This window comes from Nocardioides sp. (assembly GCF_016462705.1).
In the GTDB taxonomy this organism is placed as follows: Bacteria; Actinomycetota; Actinomycetes; order Propionibacteriales; family Nocardioidaceae; genus Nocardioides.
The window spans coordinates 23,049-38,659 of sequence record NZ_JAEMSS010000015.1 but is presented as its reverse complement, the minus strand read 5'-3'; the positions used below and the strand labels follow the sequence as shown (position 1 = coordinate 38,659).

Here is a 15,611-nt window from a genome sequence, read left to right as displayed (position 1 = left end):
CGCCTGGTCGTCGAGACGCTCTCGGGCAGGCCCCGGCTGGCCTGGGAGGTCGTCACGGTCGGCAAGCGCGCCGACCAGACCCCGAGCCGGCTCTCGACGTACGTCGACGCGCGGTCCGGCCAGGTCCTGCGGCGCGAGGAGCGCGTCGTCAACGTCGACGGGACCGGCAACTCGCTCTACAGCGGCACCGTCCCGCTCCAGGTCACGCAGTCCGGCTCGACGTACCAGCTCAAGGACTCCACCCGCGGCAACACCTACACGACCGACATGAACAACAGGACGGACTCGGTCTTCTGCCAGATCTTCGGGGCCGGCTGCTCGGCCGGGACCCAGATCACCAGCTCGAGCACCACGTTCGGCAACGGCAGCAACAGCAACCGGGCGACCGCCGGCGTGGACGCGCAGTACGGCACCAACGTCACCTGGGACTACTTCAAGCTGGTCCACGGGCGCAACGGCATCTTCGGCAACGGCAGCGGCTCGTTCAACCGGGTCCACTACGGCTCCAACTACGTCAACGCGTTCTGGGACGGCACGAAGATGACGTACGGCGACGGCGACGGCACCAGCTTCGGTCCGCTCGTCAGCCTGGACGTCGCCGGTCACGAGATGTCGCACGGCGTCACCGAGAACACCGCCGGCCTGACCTACTCGGGCGAGTCGGGTGGTCTCAACGAGGCGACCTCGGACATCTTCGGCACGATGGTCGAGTTCTACGCGGCCAACGGCAACGACCCGGGTGACTACCTGATCGGCGAGGAGTTCGACCTCGCTGCGCACCAGGGCTTCCGCAGGATGGACAACCCGATCGCGGACGGCGACTCGCCGAACTGCTGGAGCAGCAACACGAAGAACCTGGACGTTCACTACTCGTCCGGCGTGGGCAACCACTTCTTCTACCTGCTGGCCGAGGGGTCGGGCGCGAAGACCATCAACGGCGTCGCGCACAGCTCCACGACCTGCAACGGCTCGACGGTGACCGGCATCGGCCGGGACGCGGCCCAGCGGATCTGGTTCCGGGCGCTGACGGTCTACATGACGTCGGGCACGACCTACGCCCAGGCCCGGACGGCCACGCTCAACGCGGCGACCGACCTCTTCGGGGCGGCGTCGACCCAGCGGGCGGCCGTGGCTGCCGCCTGGAGCGCGGTCAGCGTCGGCTGACCGGCTGACCGGCTGACCGACCGGCCGGCGATTCGTCTGCGGTTCCGTGGGCTCGTCCCACTGGTAGCTGCAGACGAAGCGCCGGCCGGGTCAGGCCAGGCGGAGGAGTGCCGCCACCAGCGCGGCCCCCACCACCACGACGAGGAAGGGCGCACGCAGGACGAGCAGCAGCACCGCCGCGGCCAGCCCCGCGGCACGCTCGTCGAGGACCAGTCGCTGACCCGAGGAGAAGACCTGTACGGCGACCAGCGCCGACAGCAGGGCGACCGGTATCAGCCCGGCCACCCGTCGTACCAGCGGCCGCTCGAGGACGCTCGGCGGCACCGACACCCCGGCGAGCTTGAGCAGGTAGCAGCCGACGCCGGCTCCGACCACGGCCGCCCAGGTCATGACGTCCCGCGGGACAGGAGTCCCGCCAGCAGAGCCACGCCGCCGGCGGCGAGGACCGGTACGCCGGCCGCGGTGACCGGCACCAGGCCGAGCGCCACGGCCACTGCCAGCAGGGCGACGACCCGGTTGGCGGTGGTGGTCAGCTGCGGCCACACCAGCGCGAGGAACGCGCCACCGACGGCGGCGTCGAGGCCGTACGTGCGCGGGTCGCCGATGGCGTTGCCACCGACCGCGCCGAGCAGCGTGAAGAGGTTCCAGAGCACGAAGACCGAGCCGCCCGTGACCAGGAAGCCGAGCCGGGCGTCCTCCGGGGAGTCGCGGTTGACCGACATGGCGGTCGACTCGTCGATGAGCAGGTGCGCCGCGCCCGCCCGGCGGACGCCACGCCAGGACAGCAGCGGCCCCACGCGCAGCCCGTAGAGGGTGTTGCGGGTCCCCAGCAGCATCGCGGTCGCGGCCGCCGACAGGGCCGAGCCGCCGCCGCCGAGCACGCCGACCAGGGCGAACTGGGAGGCGCCGGTGAACATCAGCAGCGACAGGACGCAGGTCTGCGGGACCGACAGTCCCGCCCCCACCGAGATCGCCCCGAACGATGCGCCGTACAGCCCGGTGGCGACGCCCACGCCGAGGCTGTCGCGGACCGTCGAGCGGGTCACGACAAGGCGGTGTGCAGGCGGACCTGCTTCACGAGCGTGTCGCCCGAGCCGTCCAGGTCGAGCTCGCGGTGCGCACCGTCCGGGGCCCAGCCGGCGCTGGTGAGGAAGCTCCGCAGGGCGTCGTCCGAGGCGAGCGTCCAGGTCACCGACCGGGTGAATCGGTCCGCCTGCATGGTCTCCGCCGCGGCCTGGAGCAGCCGGGAGCCGTGGCCCTTGCCACGCTCGGCGGGGTCCAGGGTGAGCTCCTGCAGCTCGCCGTCGGCGACCGGGTCGCAGTCGGGGTCGCTCGCGGGTCCGGTGATCGCGAACCCCACGACGCGGTTGCGCTCGAGCGCGACGAGCACCCGGTTGCGGGCGTCGCCGGGCTTGCTCATGGAGTCGCGCCAGGCGGCAGCGGCGGCGTCGACGGCCTCGGGCCCGCTCGGGATCGACTCGGCCGGCAGCACCCCGGCGTACAGCTCGGGCCAGGCTCGCAGCTGGACCGCCGCGATCGCCGTGGCGTCGTCGGCCCAGGCGACCCGGACGCTGACGTCGGCCGTGGGGGAGGACATGCCGCCCATCCTGTCAGGGAGCATTTTGAGCGGTCGCTCAAGTCCGGTGGTAGTGTTTGAGCGATCGCTCAACCGGAGGTGGGAGATGGTGGGAGGTCGCGTGGTGATCGTGGTCCGAGGGCTGGTGGTCGGGCTCCTGGCAGGCGCCGCCTGCGGCGGAGCCGTCGGAGGCGCGCTGTCCCTGCTCGGCGGCTCGCTCGCAGGGATGGTGGTGTTCGGAGGGTTCGGCGTGCTCGTCGGGGGGTGCGTGGGTGCCGTGCTCGGCCTGGGCTGCGGCATCGTGCTCGCGCTGCTCGCGGGGTCGCTTCGCACCGAGGGGGCGTCGCGGCTGGGCGCGGCAGCGGTTGGCAGCGTCGGCGGTGCGGCGTCGGCGTACGTCGCGGTCGGGCCTTACGGCATCGTCGTCGTGGGCGCCGCGCTGGTCGTCTGCGCCGGCATCGGGTTCGTCGTCGGCCCGGTCGTCGTGCTCGGGCGTGACTGGCAGCGGAAGATACCTGTGTGACCGACACGAAGGCCGCACTGCTGGCCGCCGCGCACACCGTCGTCGGCCGTGAGGGGATCGCGGGGACCTCGGCCCGGGTGGTCGCGGCCGAGGCGGGCGTCAACCAGGCGCTGGTCTTCTATCACTTCGGCACGGTGACCGAGCTGGTCGCGACGGCGTGCACCGAGGCCGCGGACGCCAGCGTCGCGTCGTACCGTGAGGAGCTGGCGGCGGTGGGCTCGTTCACGGAGCTGCTCGCCGTCGGCCGCACGCTCCACGAGCGCGAGCAGGCGTCGGGCAACCTCGCCGTGATGGCCCAGCTGATGGCGGGGGCGCAGCGCGATCCGTTGCTCGCTGCGGCCGCGCAGCACGCGATGGAGGCCTGGAACCGGGAGGTCGAGATCGCGGTGCGTCGGGTGCTTGCGGACAGCCCGCTGCTCGAGATCACCGACCGGGCCGGTCTGGCGCGTGCCATCGGAGCCGGGTTCATCGGACTGGAGCTCTACGAGGGGGTCGACGCCGAGGGTGCCCAGCAGGCGCTCGCCGCGCTGGAGCAGCTCGGCGCGGTCGCCGAGATCCTGGACGACCTCGGGCCCGTGGCCCGGCGGGCGGTGCGCGCCAGGCTGCGACGAACCTCGCGCTCGACGTAGTGGTTCTCGGCGTAGTGGCTACTGTCGCCGGTATGGAGTTTCGCAATCTCGGCGGCATGAAGGTCTCGGCGATCAGCTACGGCAACTGGCTGACCCACGGGTCGCAGGTCGAGGAGGACGCCGCGCTGGCGTGCGTGCACCGCGCCCTCGACGAGGGCATCTCGACGTTCGACACCGCGGACGTCTACGCGAACACCAAGGCCGAGAGCGTCCTGGGCAAGGCGCTGTCCGGGCAGCGCCGGGAGGGGCTCGAGATCTTCACCAAGGTCTTCTGGCCGACCGGCCCGGGCGCGCACAACGACCACGGCCTGTCGCGCAAGCACATCATGGAGTCCATCGACGGCTCCCTGCGTCGCCTCGGCACCGACTACGTCGACCTCTACCAGGCCCACCGGTACGACCACGAGACGCCGCTCGAGGAGACCATGGAGGCGTTCGCCGACGTGGTGCGGGCCGGCAAGGCGCTCTACATCGGCGTCTCGGAGTGGCGCGCCGACGAGCTGCGGGCGGGTCACGCGCTGGCGCGCGAGCTCCGGATCCCCTTCGTCTCCAACCAGCCGCAGTACAACATGCTCTGGCGGGTCATCGAGGAAGAGGTGGTCCCGGCCAGCCAGGAGCTCGGCATCCAGCAGATCGTCTGGTCGCCCATCGCGCAGGGTGCGCTCACCGGCAAGTACAAGCCGGGGGAGCAGCCGCCCCAGGGATCGCGGGCCACCGACGACAAGGGCGGCTCGGACATGATCTCGCGCTGGATGAAGGACGACGTGCTGGAGCGGGTCCAGCGGCTGCGGCCCGTCGCGGACGAGGTAGGCCTCAGCCTGGCTCAGCTCGCCGTCGCCTGGGTGCTCCAGAACCCGAACGTCTCGTCGGCGATCATCGGCGCCAGCCGCCCCGAGCAGGTCTCCGAGAACGTCAAGGCCGCGGGCGTCACCATCGAGCCGGCGCTCATGGAGCGGATCGACGAGGTGGTCGGCGACATCGCCTACCGCGACGCGTCGTTCAACGCGTCGCCGGCGCGGCGGGACTTCTGACGTCGGGGGCGTGCCGCAGCGCGAGCACCAGCGCGCCCACCATCGACAGGACCATCCCCAGGCCGACGGCCGGCCACCACCCGTCCCGCACCTGGTCGCCCAGGAGCGCCACGCCGACGGCCGCCGGCACGAACGTCTGGGCCACGATGAGCGAGGCCGTGGTCGACGGCACCGCCGCGTCGTGCATGCCCAGGGAGTAGAGCCAGAACGCCACCAGGCTGAACGACGGGACGGCCAGCGCCGCGGCCACGACGACCGCCTCCACCGGCGTCCCGACGCCGCGGACCGAGATCGCCGAGCCGGCGTAGCCCAGCCCCGCCAGCAGGCCCAGGAGCGGCCCGGCGAGGTGGCGCCTGGCCAACGAGGCCACGACCAGCAGGCCGACCGCGGTCCACAGGAGCGCCACGAACGTGCCGGTCGTGATGACCGAGCCCGGGTCGCCGGCGCCCAGGGAGAGGAGCACCAGCCCTCCGGTGACCAGCCCGACGCCCACCCAGCCCGTCCGGTGCAGGGCGTGCTCGACCCGGCGCGAGGCGAGCGCGGAGACCGGCAGGGACAGCGACACCAGCGCTTGGGCGAGGTAGAGCGGGAGGTACCAGATGGCCACCGCGTGCAGGAGGAACCCGACCAGGTAGGCCGCGACGACCGCCATCATCCGGGCGTCGCGCAGCGAGCGCCCGACGAACCCGAACAGCTGGTCCGGGGTGCCGGGGTAGCGGCGTACGGCGTGTGCCTGCACGACCGCCGCGACGCCGAACACGGCCGCGGACAGGAGTCCGGCGCTCAGGCCCAGCGCCTGGACGGGCACCGAGGCTAGCGGTGGTAGTCGTCGGGGAGCTGCTGGCCGATCTTCACCCGGGCCTTGGGCAGCCTCATGAACTTCATCTGGAGCGCCCGGGTGATCGCGTAGTAGGTCAGGCCCTTCGTCGGCTCGTCAGGGAAGCGCTCGGCGAGCTGGCGGCGCAGCCGCATCCGGAGCGTGACCATGTCCACGATGACCAGCAGCACGGTGCCGAGCAGGATCGTGTTGCCGATCGACCGCATCGCCTCGTTGCCCGAGTAGCCCAGCACCATGGTCACGACCAGCAACGGGATGAGCAGCTCGACGAACGAGAGCCGGCTGTCGACGAAGTCGCGGACGAACCGGCGGACGGGCCCCTTGTCGCGGGGAAGCAGGTAGCGCTCCTCACCGGCCTTCATGCCGGCGCGGACCTTGGCGCTGGACTCGGTCTTGGCCATCCGCTGCGCCGCCAGCATCTCCTTGCGGGTGCGCGGCACCTTGGCGCGCGCCCGGGCAGCCGCCTCCGCCTCCTTGCGGGTGGGCGTCGGGCGCCCCTTGCCCGAGGCGTGACCCTCGGGCTGGCCGGCCTCGGCGGTGGCGGTGTCGGACTTGCTGCGACGGAACAAGGTGCCTCTTCGGTGCGATGCGGTGCGGGCGCGGTGAGTGGTACGACGGATCAGCGCCGCCGAGTCTACGGTCTCGCGCGCGCTTGCCGCTCGGCCGTAGGGTGACCGACATGAGCCTCTGGACCCGCTTCCTCAACATCTTCCGATCCAAGGCCAACAAGGCCCTCGACCGGGCCGAGGACCCGCGGGAGATGCTCGACTACAGCTACCAGCGCCAGCTCGAGCTGCTGACCAAGGTGCGCCGCGGCGTGGCCGACGTGGCCACGAGCCGCAAGCGCATGGAGATGCAGGTCGCCCAGCTGGAGACCCAGGCCGCCAAGCTGCAGGGTCAGGCCGAGAAGGCGCTCGAGATGGGCCGCGAGGACCTGGCCCGCGAGGCGCTCACCCGCAAGTCCGGGCTCAACGCGCAGATCGACTCCGTCCGCGCTCAGGTCGCCCAGCTCCAGGGCGAGGAGGAGAAGCTGACGATGGCTCAGTCCCGCCTCCAGGCCCAGGTCGAGTCGCTGCGGACCCGCAAGGAGACCATCAAGGCGACCTACACCGCGGCCGAGGCCCAGACCCGCATCAACGAGGCCGTCTCCGGCCTCGGGGACGAGATGGGCGACGTCGGCGCCGCCATCCAGCGCGCCGAGGACAAGACCGCGCAGATGCAGGCCCGGGCCAGCGCGATCGACGAGCTGATCGCCTCCGGCGCGCTCGACGACGCCTCGTCCTTCAACCGCGGGGACGACATCACCCGTGAGCTCGAGGCGATGAGCTCGCAGGCCGAGGTGGAGGCCGAGCTGGCCCGGCTCAAGGGTGGGACCGACGCCCTGCCCGCCGCCGACGCGCCCGAGGCGATCGAGGCCGCCCCGCCGCCCGGCGAGATCCTGGCCGGCGAGCCGGTCGCGGAGACGGTGACCGACGGGTCGAGCGCCACGTCGGAGGACCAGGCCGACAAGGCCTGACTCGGCTGCCCGAGGCCGCGCGACGCGGTCTGCGGGTTCGCCCACCGGGAGACCGCTCGCTTCCTATGCTGAGCCAGTGACCGCCCCCGGCTCCGACAGCGAACGTCCCATGGCGGCGATGCCGGTCCAGCCCGACGGCTGTGACGAACGCCTGGCGGCCTTCGCAGGGCAGGTCACCCACGATCTCAAGACCCCGCTCACGACGATGTCGCTGTCGCTCGAGCTGATCCGCGACGAGCTCGAGGACGGGGCCGCCGCCGAGGACGTGCTGCCGCTGATCACCCGGGCGCTCCGCGGCTCGGCGCGGATGACGGCGATGATCGAGGACGTCCTCGCGTTCGCCCGGATCGGCAGCTCGATCGACCCGGTGCCGGTCGACCTCGCCCGGGCCACCGCCGACGTGGTCGCCGACCTCGGCGGCACGCTCGAGGACGTCGACCTGGTGGTCGGTGAGCTCCCGGTCGTGGCGGGCGACGAGTCGCTGCTGCGCCGCCTGCTGCTCAACCTGGTGGGCAACGCGGTGAAGTTCCGGTCGCCGGACCGGTCCCTGCGCGTCACCGTCTCCGCGGCCCGCGCCGGTGAGCGGTGGCGGATAGAGGTCGCCGACAACGGGGTCGGGGTCCCGGAGGACCAGCGCGAGCGGGTCTTCGAGCCGACCGTGCGTCTCGACAAGCGGGTCGAGGGGATGGGCATCGGGTTGGCGACGTGCCGCCGGGTGGTGGATGCGCACGGGGGGGCGATCGGCGTCACCGACGGTCCGGACGGTGTCGGCGCGACGTTCTGGTTCGAGCTGCCTGCTTGAGTTCCAGCACCGGCTCACCTGGCCTCGTGACGGTCGCTGCGCGACCTCCTCGACCACCGCCGCCCTCGCGTGTCTCGCTGGCGCTCGACACGCGTGGGGCTAGTCCTTGTGCGTCTTGCCCGGCAGGGCCAGCATCCGGTCCAGGGCCACCTTGGCCCAGCGCTCGGTCTCCGGGTCGACCTCGATCTGGTTGACCACCGTGTCGTTGGCGAGCGACTCCAGCGCCCAGACGAGGTGGGGCAGGTCGATGCGGTTCATCGTCGAGCAGTAGCAGACGGTCTTGTCCAGGAACACGATCCGCTTGTCCGGGTGGGCGGCGGCCAGCCGCTTCACCAGGTTGAGCTCGGTGCCGACCGCCCACGCGGTGCCCGGGGCGGCCGCCTCGATCGTGTTGATGATGAACTCGGTCGAGCCGACCAGGTCGGCCTTGAGGACCACCTCGTGCGTGCACTCGGGGTGGACCAGGATCTGGATGCCGGGGATGGTGGCGCGCAGGTCGTCCACCGTGTCCGGCGAGAAGCGCCCGTGCACGGAGCAGTGGCCCTTCCAGAGGATCATCCGGGCGTCGCGCAGCTGCTCGACGGTGAGCCCGCCGTGCGGGCGGTGCGGGTCCCACACGACGCAGTCGTCCAGGGACATGCCCATCTTGAGGACCGCGGTGTTGCGGCCGAGGTGCTGGTCGGGGAAGAACAACACCTTCGAACCCTGCTCGAACGCCCACTCGAGGGCGGTCTCCGCGTTGGACGAGGTGCACACGGCGCCGCCGTTGCGCCCGCAGAACGCCTTGATGTCGGCGCTGGAGTTCATGTAGGTCACCGGCACGACCTCGTCGGCGATGCCCGCCTCGACCAGCGCGGCCCAGGCGTCCTCGACCTGGGTGAGCCGGGCCATGTCGGCCATCGAGCAGCCGGCGGCGAGGTCGGGGAGAATCACCTTCTGGTCGGGTGAGGTCAGGATGTCGGCCGACTCGGCCATGAAGTGGACGCCGCAGAAGACGATGAACTCGGCCTCGGGGCGGGCGGCCGCCTCCCGCGCCAGCTTGAACGAGTCACCCGTGACGTCCGCGAACTGGATCACCTCGTCGCGCTGGTAGTGGTGACCGAGGACGAACACCCGGCTGCCGAGCGCCTCCTTGGCGGCGACGGCGCGCGCCACCAGGTCGGGGTCGGAGGGCGACGGGAGGTCGCCGGGACACTCGACACCGCGCTCCGAGCCAAGGTCCACGCCCCGGCCGAGGGGCAGGAGCGGCAGGTCGACGGTCGTCATGCGGCCATCCTAGGTTTCCGGGCTCCGCGGGTTGTCAGAGCAAGGCACCGTGGTGAACGTACGGCGCCGGCGGTTTCATCCCACGCAGCCCGAGATACCCCTCCTGGTGCAGGTCGAGGCGGGCGGCGAGACCGACGTCGACGGCCCAGTGGTTGGCCGCGGTGACGTGGGGGACGAGAGCAGGGCCCTCGGTGTCGGCCAGCACGGCCCAGAGCAGCCGCTGCGCCGTACGCCGGTTGCTGGCCGCGAGCAGCTGCAGGCGACCCGGGCTGACGTACGCGTACCCCGAGCCGGTGCTCGAGTCGCTGACCAGGAGCCGGAAGGAGGACAGGAGGAGCGGGTGGTCCGGGCCGTGCGCCGCTCCACGGGTCCGTCGGTCGAGGGAGTCCATCAGCTCGATGTCGCTCGACGATCCCTCGCGGACCTTGTCGAGGACCGGAATGGCGGACCGGTCCACCTCGCCGATGAGGAACATCTGTGGGTGCAGGTCGAAGCCGGCGGCGCGGTAGCGCCGGACGGCCTTCGGGTCGGCCGACGCCGACAGCATCCCGCGCAGGCAGCCGCGCCCGTGGTGCAGCGCCGCCTCGAGCAGTGGGCGACCGATGCCCTGGCCCTGCAGCCCCGGCCGGACGACGTACGTGGCCAGGCACCACATCAGCTCGCGGCGGATGGAGGTCGCGAAGCCGAGGACTCCCGAGTCGTCCTCGGCGACCCAGCACCCGCCGGGATCGGTCTCCAGGAAGTGCCGGGTGCGCCGTTCCCAGCCCGCGCTGTGCTCGACGGTCCGGCGCTCCGGTGGCGGCCGGTCGGCCCGCTGGGTCCTGAGGTCGAGCTGGTAGAAGCCCTCGTCGCTCAGCCGCTCGGCGACCGGCACGTCCTCGGGGCGCATCGGCCGGATCGTCCAGTCACCCACCGCGTCACCGTAGGCCGTGGGGGAGACTCGACGCATGCGGGTTCTCGTGGCGCCGGACAAGTTCGCGGGCACCCTCTCCGCGGTCGAGGCCGCCCAGGCCATCGCGACCGGCTGGGCCCGGCACGCGCCTGGCGACGAGCTCGACCTGGCGCCGATGTCGGACGGAGGGCCCGGCTTCGTCGACGTGCTCCACGCCGCGCTCGGCGGCGAGCTGCTGGCGCAGACGGTCCGGGGCCCGCTCGGCGAGCCGGTCCCGGCCACGCTCCTGTTGCACGACGGAACGGCGTACGTCGAGAGCGCCCAGGCCTGCGGGCTGCACCTGACCGGCGGCCGCGGCGCGGAAGGCGCGACGACGTACGGCGTGGGAGAGCTGCTCCGGGCCGCGATCGGGACGGGGGCCGGCACCGTCGTGGTCGGCCTCGGCGGCAGCGGCACCAACGACGGGGGAGCGGGCCTGCTCGCGGCGCTGGGCGCCACGTCGCCGAGCGCCCTGGACGCGGGCGCGGCCGGGCTCGACGGGGTCACCGAGGTCGACCTCGGCCCGGCCCGGGCCGCGGTCGGGGGTGTGCGGCTGGTCGCCGCCAGCGACGTGGAGAGCCCGCTGACGGGCCTGTTCGGCGCCACCAAGACGTTCGGGCCGCAGAAGGGCATCACCGAGGACCGGCTCCCCGTCGTCGACGCGTGGCTGGAGCAGTGGGCCGGTGCCGTCGACCGGCGGCTCGCCCTCGAGAAGGGCGCCGGTGCCGCTGGTGGAGTCGGGTTCGCCCTGCTCGCCGTCGGTGCCGCCCGCGAGCCGGGCATCGACCTGGTCGTCGAGGCGGTGGGGCTCCGCGAGCGGGCGGCTGCCGCGGACCTGGTCGTGACGGGGGAGGGCGCGTTCGACTTCTCGAGCCGGTCCGGCAAGGTGCCCTACGGCGTCGCCAAGGTCGCCGAGGCCGCGCTGCGACCGTGCGTCGCGCTCGCGGGCCAGGTCCTCGTGGGGTCGCGGGAGATGCGGGCGCTGGGCGTGGAGTCGGCGTACGCCCTGGTCGACCTGGTCGGCAAGGACCGGGCGTTCGCGGACCCGGCCGGTGCGCTGGCGGACATGGCCGAGCGGGTGGCCCGGACCTGGTCACGCCGGGTCCCGGAATAACCCCCGGTGTGCGACCATTGAGGCAGGCAGAGCACCCGCCACCCGAGACTTTGGGAGTCCCCTAGTGACCGAACAGCTCACGAACGCTGTTGAGACCGAGCGCCGCACCGACAGCATCAACCTGAGCGACGTCGCCGCAGGCAAGGTGAAGAGCCTCCTCGAGCAGGAGGGACGCGACGACCTCGCGCTCCGCATCTCCGTGCAGCCCGGTGGCTGCTCGGGCCTCCGCTACCAGCTGTTCTTCGACGAGCGCACGCTCGACGGCGACGTCGTCACCGACTTCGACGGCGTGTCCGTGGTCGTCGACCGGATGAGCGTCCCCTACCTCAACGGTGCGATGATCGACTTCGTCGACTCGATCGAGAAGCAGGGCTTCACGATCGACAACCCCAACGCGACCGGCTCCTGCGCCTGCGGCGACTCGTTCCACTGACCGGTGCGGAGACCCGTTCACTGATCTGACGCATGCGAAAGCCCCCGCCGCAGGCGGGGGCTTTCGCATGCGCGGTTCTAGTCCAGGTGCAGCTCGAGCGCGTTCGCGATCCGCTGCGCCGCCGCGCTGATGGCGATCTCCCGCTTGGGCACCTCGCGCGGGAAGTCCTCGAACAGGATGCTCGGAGCCGGGTGGGAGACCCGCTCCGCGGCCCGCTCCAGCCGCAGGTGCCGGCCCGCCGCGCGGCAGTCCTCCCGCATCTGCGCGGGGGTGGCCAGGTCGTCGTAGGCGGTCATGTGGTCGACGCTAGAGACTACTGACGGGTACGCCGAGTCGTACCGATCGGTAGTTTGCACCTATCGTTTCGGCACGTGCCCGACACCCCTGACCGTCCTGGCGGCGCCCTGCTCATCGCCGGCTCCATCGCGACCGACCACCTGATGACGTTCGGCGGCAAGTTCGCCGACTCGCTGGTGGTCGAGCAGCTCGACAAGCTGTCGGTCTCGTTCCTCGTCAGCGACCTCGAGATCCGCCGCGGCGGCGTGGCCGCCAACATGTGCTTCGGCCTCGGCCGGCTCGGTCTGTCGCCGGTGCTGGTGGGCGCGGCGGGCGAGGACTTCGCCGACTACCGCTCGTGGCTGGAGCGGCACGGCGTGGACTGCGCCCACGTCCGGATCTCCGAGACCCAGCACACCGCCCGGTTCGTGTGCACCACCGACGTCACCGGAGCCCAGTTCGCGTCGTTCTACCCCGGCGCGATGAGCGAGGCCCGGCTGGTCGAGCTGGCCCCGATCGTGGCGGACGTCGGCGCGCCGTCCTACGTCCTGATCGGCGCCGACGACCCGGACGGGATGCTGCGGCACACCGACGAGTGCCGCACCCGCGGCTACCCGTTCATCGCCGACCCCAGCCAGCAGCTCGCGTTCGGTGAGGGGGCCCTGATCCGCAGCCTGATCGACGGCGCGGCGTACCTGTTCTCCAACGAGTACGAGTCGGCGATGATCGAGCAGAAGACCGGCTGGTCGGCCGAGGAGATCCTGGACCGGGTCGGGACCCAGGTCACCACCCTCGGTGCCGCCGGTGTCCGGATCACCCGCCAGGGCGCTGACCCGCTCGAGCTGCACGCGGCCAAGGACGTCGTGGCGATCGAGCCCACCGGTGTCGGCGACGCGTTCCGCGCCGGCTTCCTCGGCGCGCTGGCCTGGGGGCTCAGCGAGGAGCACGCGGCGCAGGTGGGTTGCGTCCTGGCGGCGTACGTCGTGGAGACCGTCGGACCGCAGGACTACACGTTCACCGCCGAGCAGTTCCTGGCCCGCCTGGACCACTCCTACGGCGGCGACGCGGCCGAAGCCGTGCGACCGCACCTGGTCTGACCCGTCCGCGCGCTGGTCAGCCGAGACGGCGCACCAGGTAGCGCGGCACGCCGTCGTCGGCCAGATCGGCGCCGACGTACTCCTGCTCCCGCATCCGGCACCAGGCGGGGATGTCGTAGGCCGCGGCGGGGTCGTCGGCGACGACGGCCAGCACCTCGCCGACCTCGACCGCGAGGATCTGCCTCGCCAGCTCGATGACCGGCCGGGGGCAGGGGAGTCCCCGGCAGTCCAGCTCGATCACATCCCCACGTCCCTGCGGATCTCGGCGACGACCTCGGGCAGCACGGCCAGGAACGCGTTGACCTCGGTCTCGGTGGCGTCCCGGGTCAGCGACACCCGGAGGTTGCCGTGGGTCAGTGCTCCCATGGCGGCGAGCACGTGGCTGGGCTCGAGCGTGGAGGCCGTGCACGCGGACCCGCTGGCGACGCTGAAGCCGCGGCGGGCCAGCGCGTCCACGATCGCCTCGCCGTCGACGTAGAGGAACGAGAACGTCACCAGGTGCGGGAGCCGCACGACCGCGTCGCCGACCACCTCGGTGTCGGGGATCCGGGCGACCGCGGCGCGGATCCGGTCCACGAGCGCGTGCTGGCGCGCGTTGACCAGGTCGCGCTCGGCCACCACGGCCTGGAGGGCCGCGGCGGCACCGAGGGCCGCGGGGACGTTCTCGAAGCCGCTGACCCGCCCGTCGACCCGGTCGTCGGCAGGGAACGGGTTGCGCCAGCGGACGCCCTGGCGGACCAGCAGCACCCCGACGCCGGCCGGGCCACCCCACTTGTGCGCCGAGCCGGCCGCCGCTGACCAGCCTTCGCGCAGCGGCACCCGGCCCATCGAGGCGCACGCGTCGCGGAAGACCGTGCCCACGCCCACGGCGGGCTGGATCGTGCCCACCTCGTGGTTGGCGTCCTGGAGCGCGAGGACGTCGTAGGTGCCCAACCGCTCCGCGTCGACGCGCCCGGTCGCATCCACCGGGAGTGAGCGCAACTTCAGGTCCGGGCGCCAGGCAAGAGCGTGCAGGACGGCGGAGTGTTCGACCGCCGCGTGTGCGACCGTGGCGCCTGGGGGCAGCAGTCCCAGCAGGCCGCGGTGCACGGCGTCGGTCCCGGACGAGGTGAACGACACCTCGTCCCGCCGTACGCCGAGGGCCTCGGCGACCGCCTCCCGGGCGTTGTCGAGGATCAGCCGCGCGTTGCGCGCCGGCGGGTGGAGCCGCCGCGGGTCGGCGTACCCCTGGTCGAGGGCGGCGAGCATCGCCTCGCGGGCCGCGGGGTGCAGCGGCTCCGAGGAGGCGCTGTCGAGATACCCGCCGTCGCCCACGAGTGAAAAGTATCCGAGCCGCGGCGGCGGCCGTCTCGAAACACCCGTCGGGAGGACCCACCCGGAGCCGGAGCGGCGGCACCATTGGGCTAGGGTCATTACTGCCAAATACGTGACGTCTTACAGTGAGTCGAGAGGGGCTCTTTCGTGAGTCTTCAGCGCCGTCGGCGGCTGCGCACTCCGCTCGTCGTGGCCCTGCTCCTGGGCTTCCTCCTGAGCGGTTGCGCCGACGACACCGAGGCCGGTCGCCTCGCCATGCCCGAGCCCGCCTCCGTCCAGGGGGAGCGGACCCTCGACCTGTGGCAGGGCGCCTGGATCGCGGCGCTGGTCACCGGGGTGATCGTCTGGGGCCTGATCTTCTACGCCGTGGTGAAGTTCCGCCGCCGCAGCGACGACGAGATCCCCATCCAGACCCGCTACAACCTGCCGCTGGAGATCTTCTACACCCTCGCCCCGGTCGTCATGGTCATCGTGTTCTTCAACCACACGGTGAAGGTCCAGAACGACGTGCTGCGCGACATCCCGCCCGACAACATCATCGAGGTGACGGGCCAGCAGTGGCAGTGGACGTTCAACTACGGCCTCGGCGAGATGGACGAGAGCGCCGACGACGACCGGTACGACGACGTCTACGCCTACGACGAGTACGCCTACGAGGTCGGCACCGGCTCGTACATCCCCGAACTGTGGCTGCCGGTCGACGAGACAACGCGCTTCAACCTGTACAGCCCCGATGTCATCCACAACTTCGGCATCCCGTCGTTCCTCATGCGCATGGACGTCATCCCGGGCCGGGTCAACCACTACTCCATCACCCCGAGCCGTGAGGGCGTCTTCCGCGGGGCGTGCTACGAGCTCTGCGGCGTCTACCACTCCCGGATGCTGTTCGAGGTCCACGTCGTGAGCCGCGAGGAGTACGACGCCCACGTCGACGAGCTCGCCGAGGCTGGCCGGACGTCCGAGATGCCGCTGCTCGGCAGTGACGAGGCCTACACCCAGCAGGGTCTCGGTGACCTCGCCGAGGGCGAGGGACCCGGACGGGGACAAGAAGGAGACGACTCCGAGTGACCGCGACAGCGCCCCACCCCGCCACGGCCGTGC

The 15,611-nt window shown here is 72.0% G+C and carries 20 protein-coding genes; 10 read left to right on the top strand and 10 right to left on the bottom strand.

Translation table 11 applies throughout. The annotated features are described in order from the left end of the window. On the top strand, nucleotides 1-1,164 hold a 1,164-nt coding region (locus JHD21_RS03490; protein WP_292671660.1), incomplete at its 5' end, for a M4 family metallopeptidase. A gap of 90 nt (nucleotides 1,165-1,254) precedes the next feature. On the opposite strand, the gene JHD21_RS03485 is transcribed toward JHD21_RS03490, so the two are convergent. The 3 genes from JHD21_RS03485 to JHD21_RS03475 are packed head-to-tail and all read right to left on the bottom strand — an operon-like array spanning nucleotide 1,255 to nucleotide 2,761. Next, nucleotides 1,255-1,554, bottom strand: coding sequence for an AzlD domain-containing protein (locus JHD21_RS03485; RefSeq protein ID WP_292671658.1), 300 nt, complete (start codon nucleotides 1,552-1,554; stop codon nucleotides 1,255-1,257). Then, nucleotides 1,551-2,210 (bottom strand): AzlC family ABC transporter permease, encoded by a 660-nt coding sequence (locus JHD21_RS03480; RefSeq protein ID WP_292671657.1) that lies wholly within the window; start codon nucleotides 2,208-2,210, stop codon nucleotides 1,551-1,553. The genes JHD21_RS03485 and JHD21_RS03480 overlap by 4 nt, the downstream gene beginning before the upstream one ends. Then, a complete protein-coding gene (locus JHD21_RS03475; RefSeq protein WP_292671655.1) occupies nucleotides 2,207-2,761 on the bottom strand; it encodes a GNAT family N-acetyltransferase in 555 nt (184 codons plus the stop codon). Before JHD21_RS03475 ends, JHD21_RS03480 begins: the two co-directional genes overlap by 4 nt. 100 nt (nucleotides 2,762-2,861) lie before the next feature. Between JHD21_RS03475 and JHD21_RS03470 the strand changes: the two genes are divergently transcribed. Genes JHD21_RS03470 through JHD21_RS03460 form a run of 3 tightly spaced genes read left to right on the top strand, consistent with a single transcriptional unit; the run spans nucleotide 2,862 to nucleotide 4,923 of the window. Further along, nucleotides 2,862-3,263, top strand: coding sequence for a hypothetical protein (locus JHD21_RS03470; protein ID WP_292671654.1), 402 nt, complete (start codon nucleotides 2,862-2,864; stop codon nucleotides 3,261-3,263). After that, nucleotides 3,260-3,892 (top strand): TetR/AcrR family transcriptional regulator, encoded by a 633-nt coding sequence (locus JHD21_RS03465; RefSeq protein ID WP_292671653.1) that lies wholly within the window; start codon nucleotides 3,260-3,262, stop codon nucleotides 3,890-3,892. The genes JHD21_RS03470 and JHD21_RS03465 overlap by 4 nt, the downstream gene beginning before the upstream one ends. A gap of 32 nt (nucleotides 3,893-3,924) precedes the next feature. After that, entirely contained in the window at nucleotides 3,925-4,923 is a 999-nt protein-coding gene (locus tag JHD21_RS03460; RefSeq protein ID WP_292671652.1) for an aldo/keto reductase family protein, read from the top strand. On the opposite strand, the gene JHD21_RS03455 is transcribed toward JHD21_RS03460, so the two are convergent. Continuing rightward, nucleotides 4,892-5,731 carry a hypothetical protein gene (locus JHD21_RS03455; protein WP_292671651.1) on the bottom strand — a complete coding sequence of 280 codons (840 nt, stop codon included), beginning with the start codon at nucleotides 5,729-5,731 and terminating at the stop codon, nucleotides 4,892-4,894. The genes JHD21_RS03460 and JHD21_RS03455 overlap by 32 nt on opposite strands. 5 nt (nucleotides 5,732-5,736) lie before the next feature. Next, nucleotides 5,737-6,330 carry a DUF3043 domain-containing protein gene (locus JHD21_RS03450; protein ID WP_292671650.1) on the bottom strand — a complete coding sequence of 198 codons (594 nt, stop codon included), beginning with the start codon at nucleotides 6,328-6,330 and terminating at the stop codon, nucleotides 5,737-5,739. A 110-nt stretch (nucleotides 6,331-6,440) separates the two neighbouring features. Here JHD21_RS03450 and JHD21_RS03445 point away from each other — a divergent pair, with 110 nt between their 5' ends. Together JHD21_RS03445 and JHD21_RS03440 are read left to right on the top strand one after the other, a co-directional pair. Then, nucleotides 6,441-7,277, top strand: coding sequence for a PspA/IM30 family protein (locus JHD21_RS03445; RefSeq protein ID WP_292671649.1), 837 nt, complete (start codon nucleotides 6,441-6,443; stop codon nucleotides 7,275-7,277). Between the two features lie 76 nt (nucleotides 7,278-7,353). Beyond that, nucleotides 7,354-8,079, top strand: a complete 726-nt coding sequence (locus JHD21_RS03440) for a HAMP domain-containing sensor histidine kinase (RefSeq protein WP_292671648.1) — start codon at nucleotides 7,354-7,356, stop codon at nucleotides 8,077-8,079. A 99-nt stretch (nucleotides 8,080-8,178) separates the two neighbouring features. Here JHD21_RS03440 and nadA read toward each other — a convergent pair whose 3' ends face one another. Both nadA and JHD21_RS03430 read right to left on the bottom strand, forming a co-directional pair. Beyond that, nucleotides 8,179-9,345 carry a quinolinate synthase NadA gene (gene nadA, locus JHD21_RS03435; RefSeq protein ID WP_292671647.1) on the bottom strand — a complete coding sequence of 389 codons (1,167 nt, stop codon included), beginning with the start codon at nucleotides 9,343-9,345 and terminating at the stop codon, nucleotides 8,179-8,181. Nucleotides 9,346-9,379: 34 nt separating this feature from the next. Continuing rightward, entirely contained in the window at nucleotides 9,380-10,258 is an 879-nt protein-coding gene (locus JHD21_RS03430; RefSeq protein WP_292671646.1) for a GNAT family N-acetyltransferase, read from the bottom strand. A gap of 34 nt (nucleotides 10,259-10,292) precedes the next feature. Here JHD21_RS03430 and JHD21_RS03425 point away from each other — a divergent pair, with 34 nt between their 5' ends. Continuing rightward, entirely contained in the window at nucleotides 10,293-11,390 is a 1,098-nt protein-coding gene (locus JHD21_RS03425) for a glycerate kinase (RefSeq protein WP_292671644.1), read from the top strand. Between the two features lie 64 nt (nucleotides 11,391-11,454). Next, nucleotides 11,455-11,823 carry an iron-sulfur cluster insertion protein ErpA gene (erpA, locus tag JHD21_RS03420; RefSeq protein WP_292671642.1) on the top strand — a complete coding sequence of 123 codons (369 nt, stop codon included), beginning with the start codon at nucleotides 11,455-11,457 and terminating at the stop codon, nucleotides 11,821-11,823. A gap of 77 nt (nucleotides 11,824-11,900) precedes the next feature. Here erpA and JHD21_RS03415 read toward each other — a convergent pair whose 3' ends face one another. After that, on the bottom strand, nucleotides 11,901-12,119 hold the full coding sequence (locus tag JHD21_RS03415; protein ID WP_292671640.1) for a hypothetical protein: 219 nt from the start codon (nucleotides 12,117-12,119) through the stop codon (nucleotides 11,901-11,903). A 144-nt stretch (nucleotides 12,120-12,263) separates the two neighbouring features. Here JHD21_RS03415 and JHD21_RS03410 point away from each other — a divergent pair, with 144 nt between their 5' ends. After that, nucleotides 12,264-13,196: a carbohydrate kinase family protein gene (locus JHD21_RS03410; RefSeq protein WP_292671666.1), complete on the top strand. Its 933-nt coding sequence runs from the start codon at nucleotides 12,264-12,266 to the stop codon at nucleotides 13,194-13,196. A gap of 16 nt (nucleotides 13,197-13,212) precedes the next feature. On the opposite strand, the gene JHD21_RS03405 is transcribed toward JHD21_RS03410, so the two are convergent. Next, nucleotides 13,213-13,437, bottom strand: coding sequence for a sulfurtransferase TusA family protein (locus JHD21_RS03405; protein WP_292671639.1), 225 nt, complete (start codon nucleotides 13,435-13,437; stop codon nucleotides 13,213-13,215). Further along, nucleotides 13,434-14,510, bottom strand: a complete 1,077-nt coding sequence (locus JHD21_RS03400) for an aminotransferase class V-fold PLP-dependent enzyme (RefSeq protein WP_292671637.1) — start codon at nucleotides 14,508-14,510, stop codon at nucleotides 13,434-13,436. The genes JHD21_RS03405 and JHD21_RS03400 overlap by 4 nt, the downstream gene beginning before the upstream one ends. A gap of 147 nt (nucleotides 14,511-14,657) precedes the next feature. On the opposite strand from JHD21_RS03400, the gene coxB reads away from it, so the two are divergent. Further along, entirely contained in the window at nucleotides 14,658-15,578 is a 921-nt protein-coding gene (coxB, locus tag JHD21_RS03395) for a cytochrome c oxidase subunit II (RefSeq protein WP_292671635.1), read from the top strand. The last annotated feature ends 33 nt before the right edge of the window (nucleotides 15,579-15,611 follow it).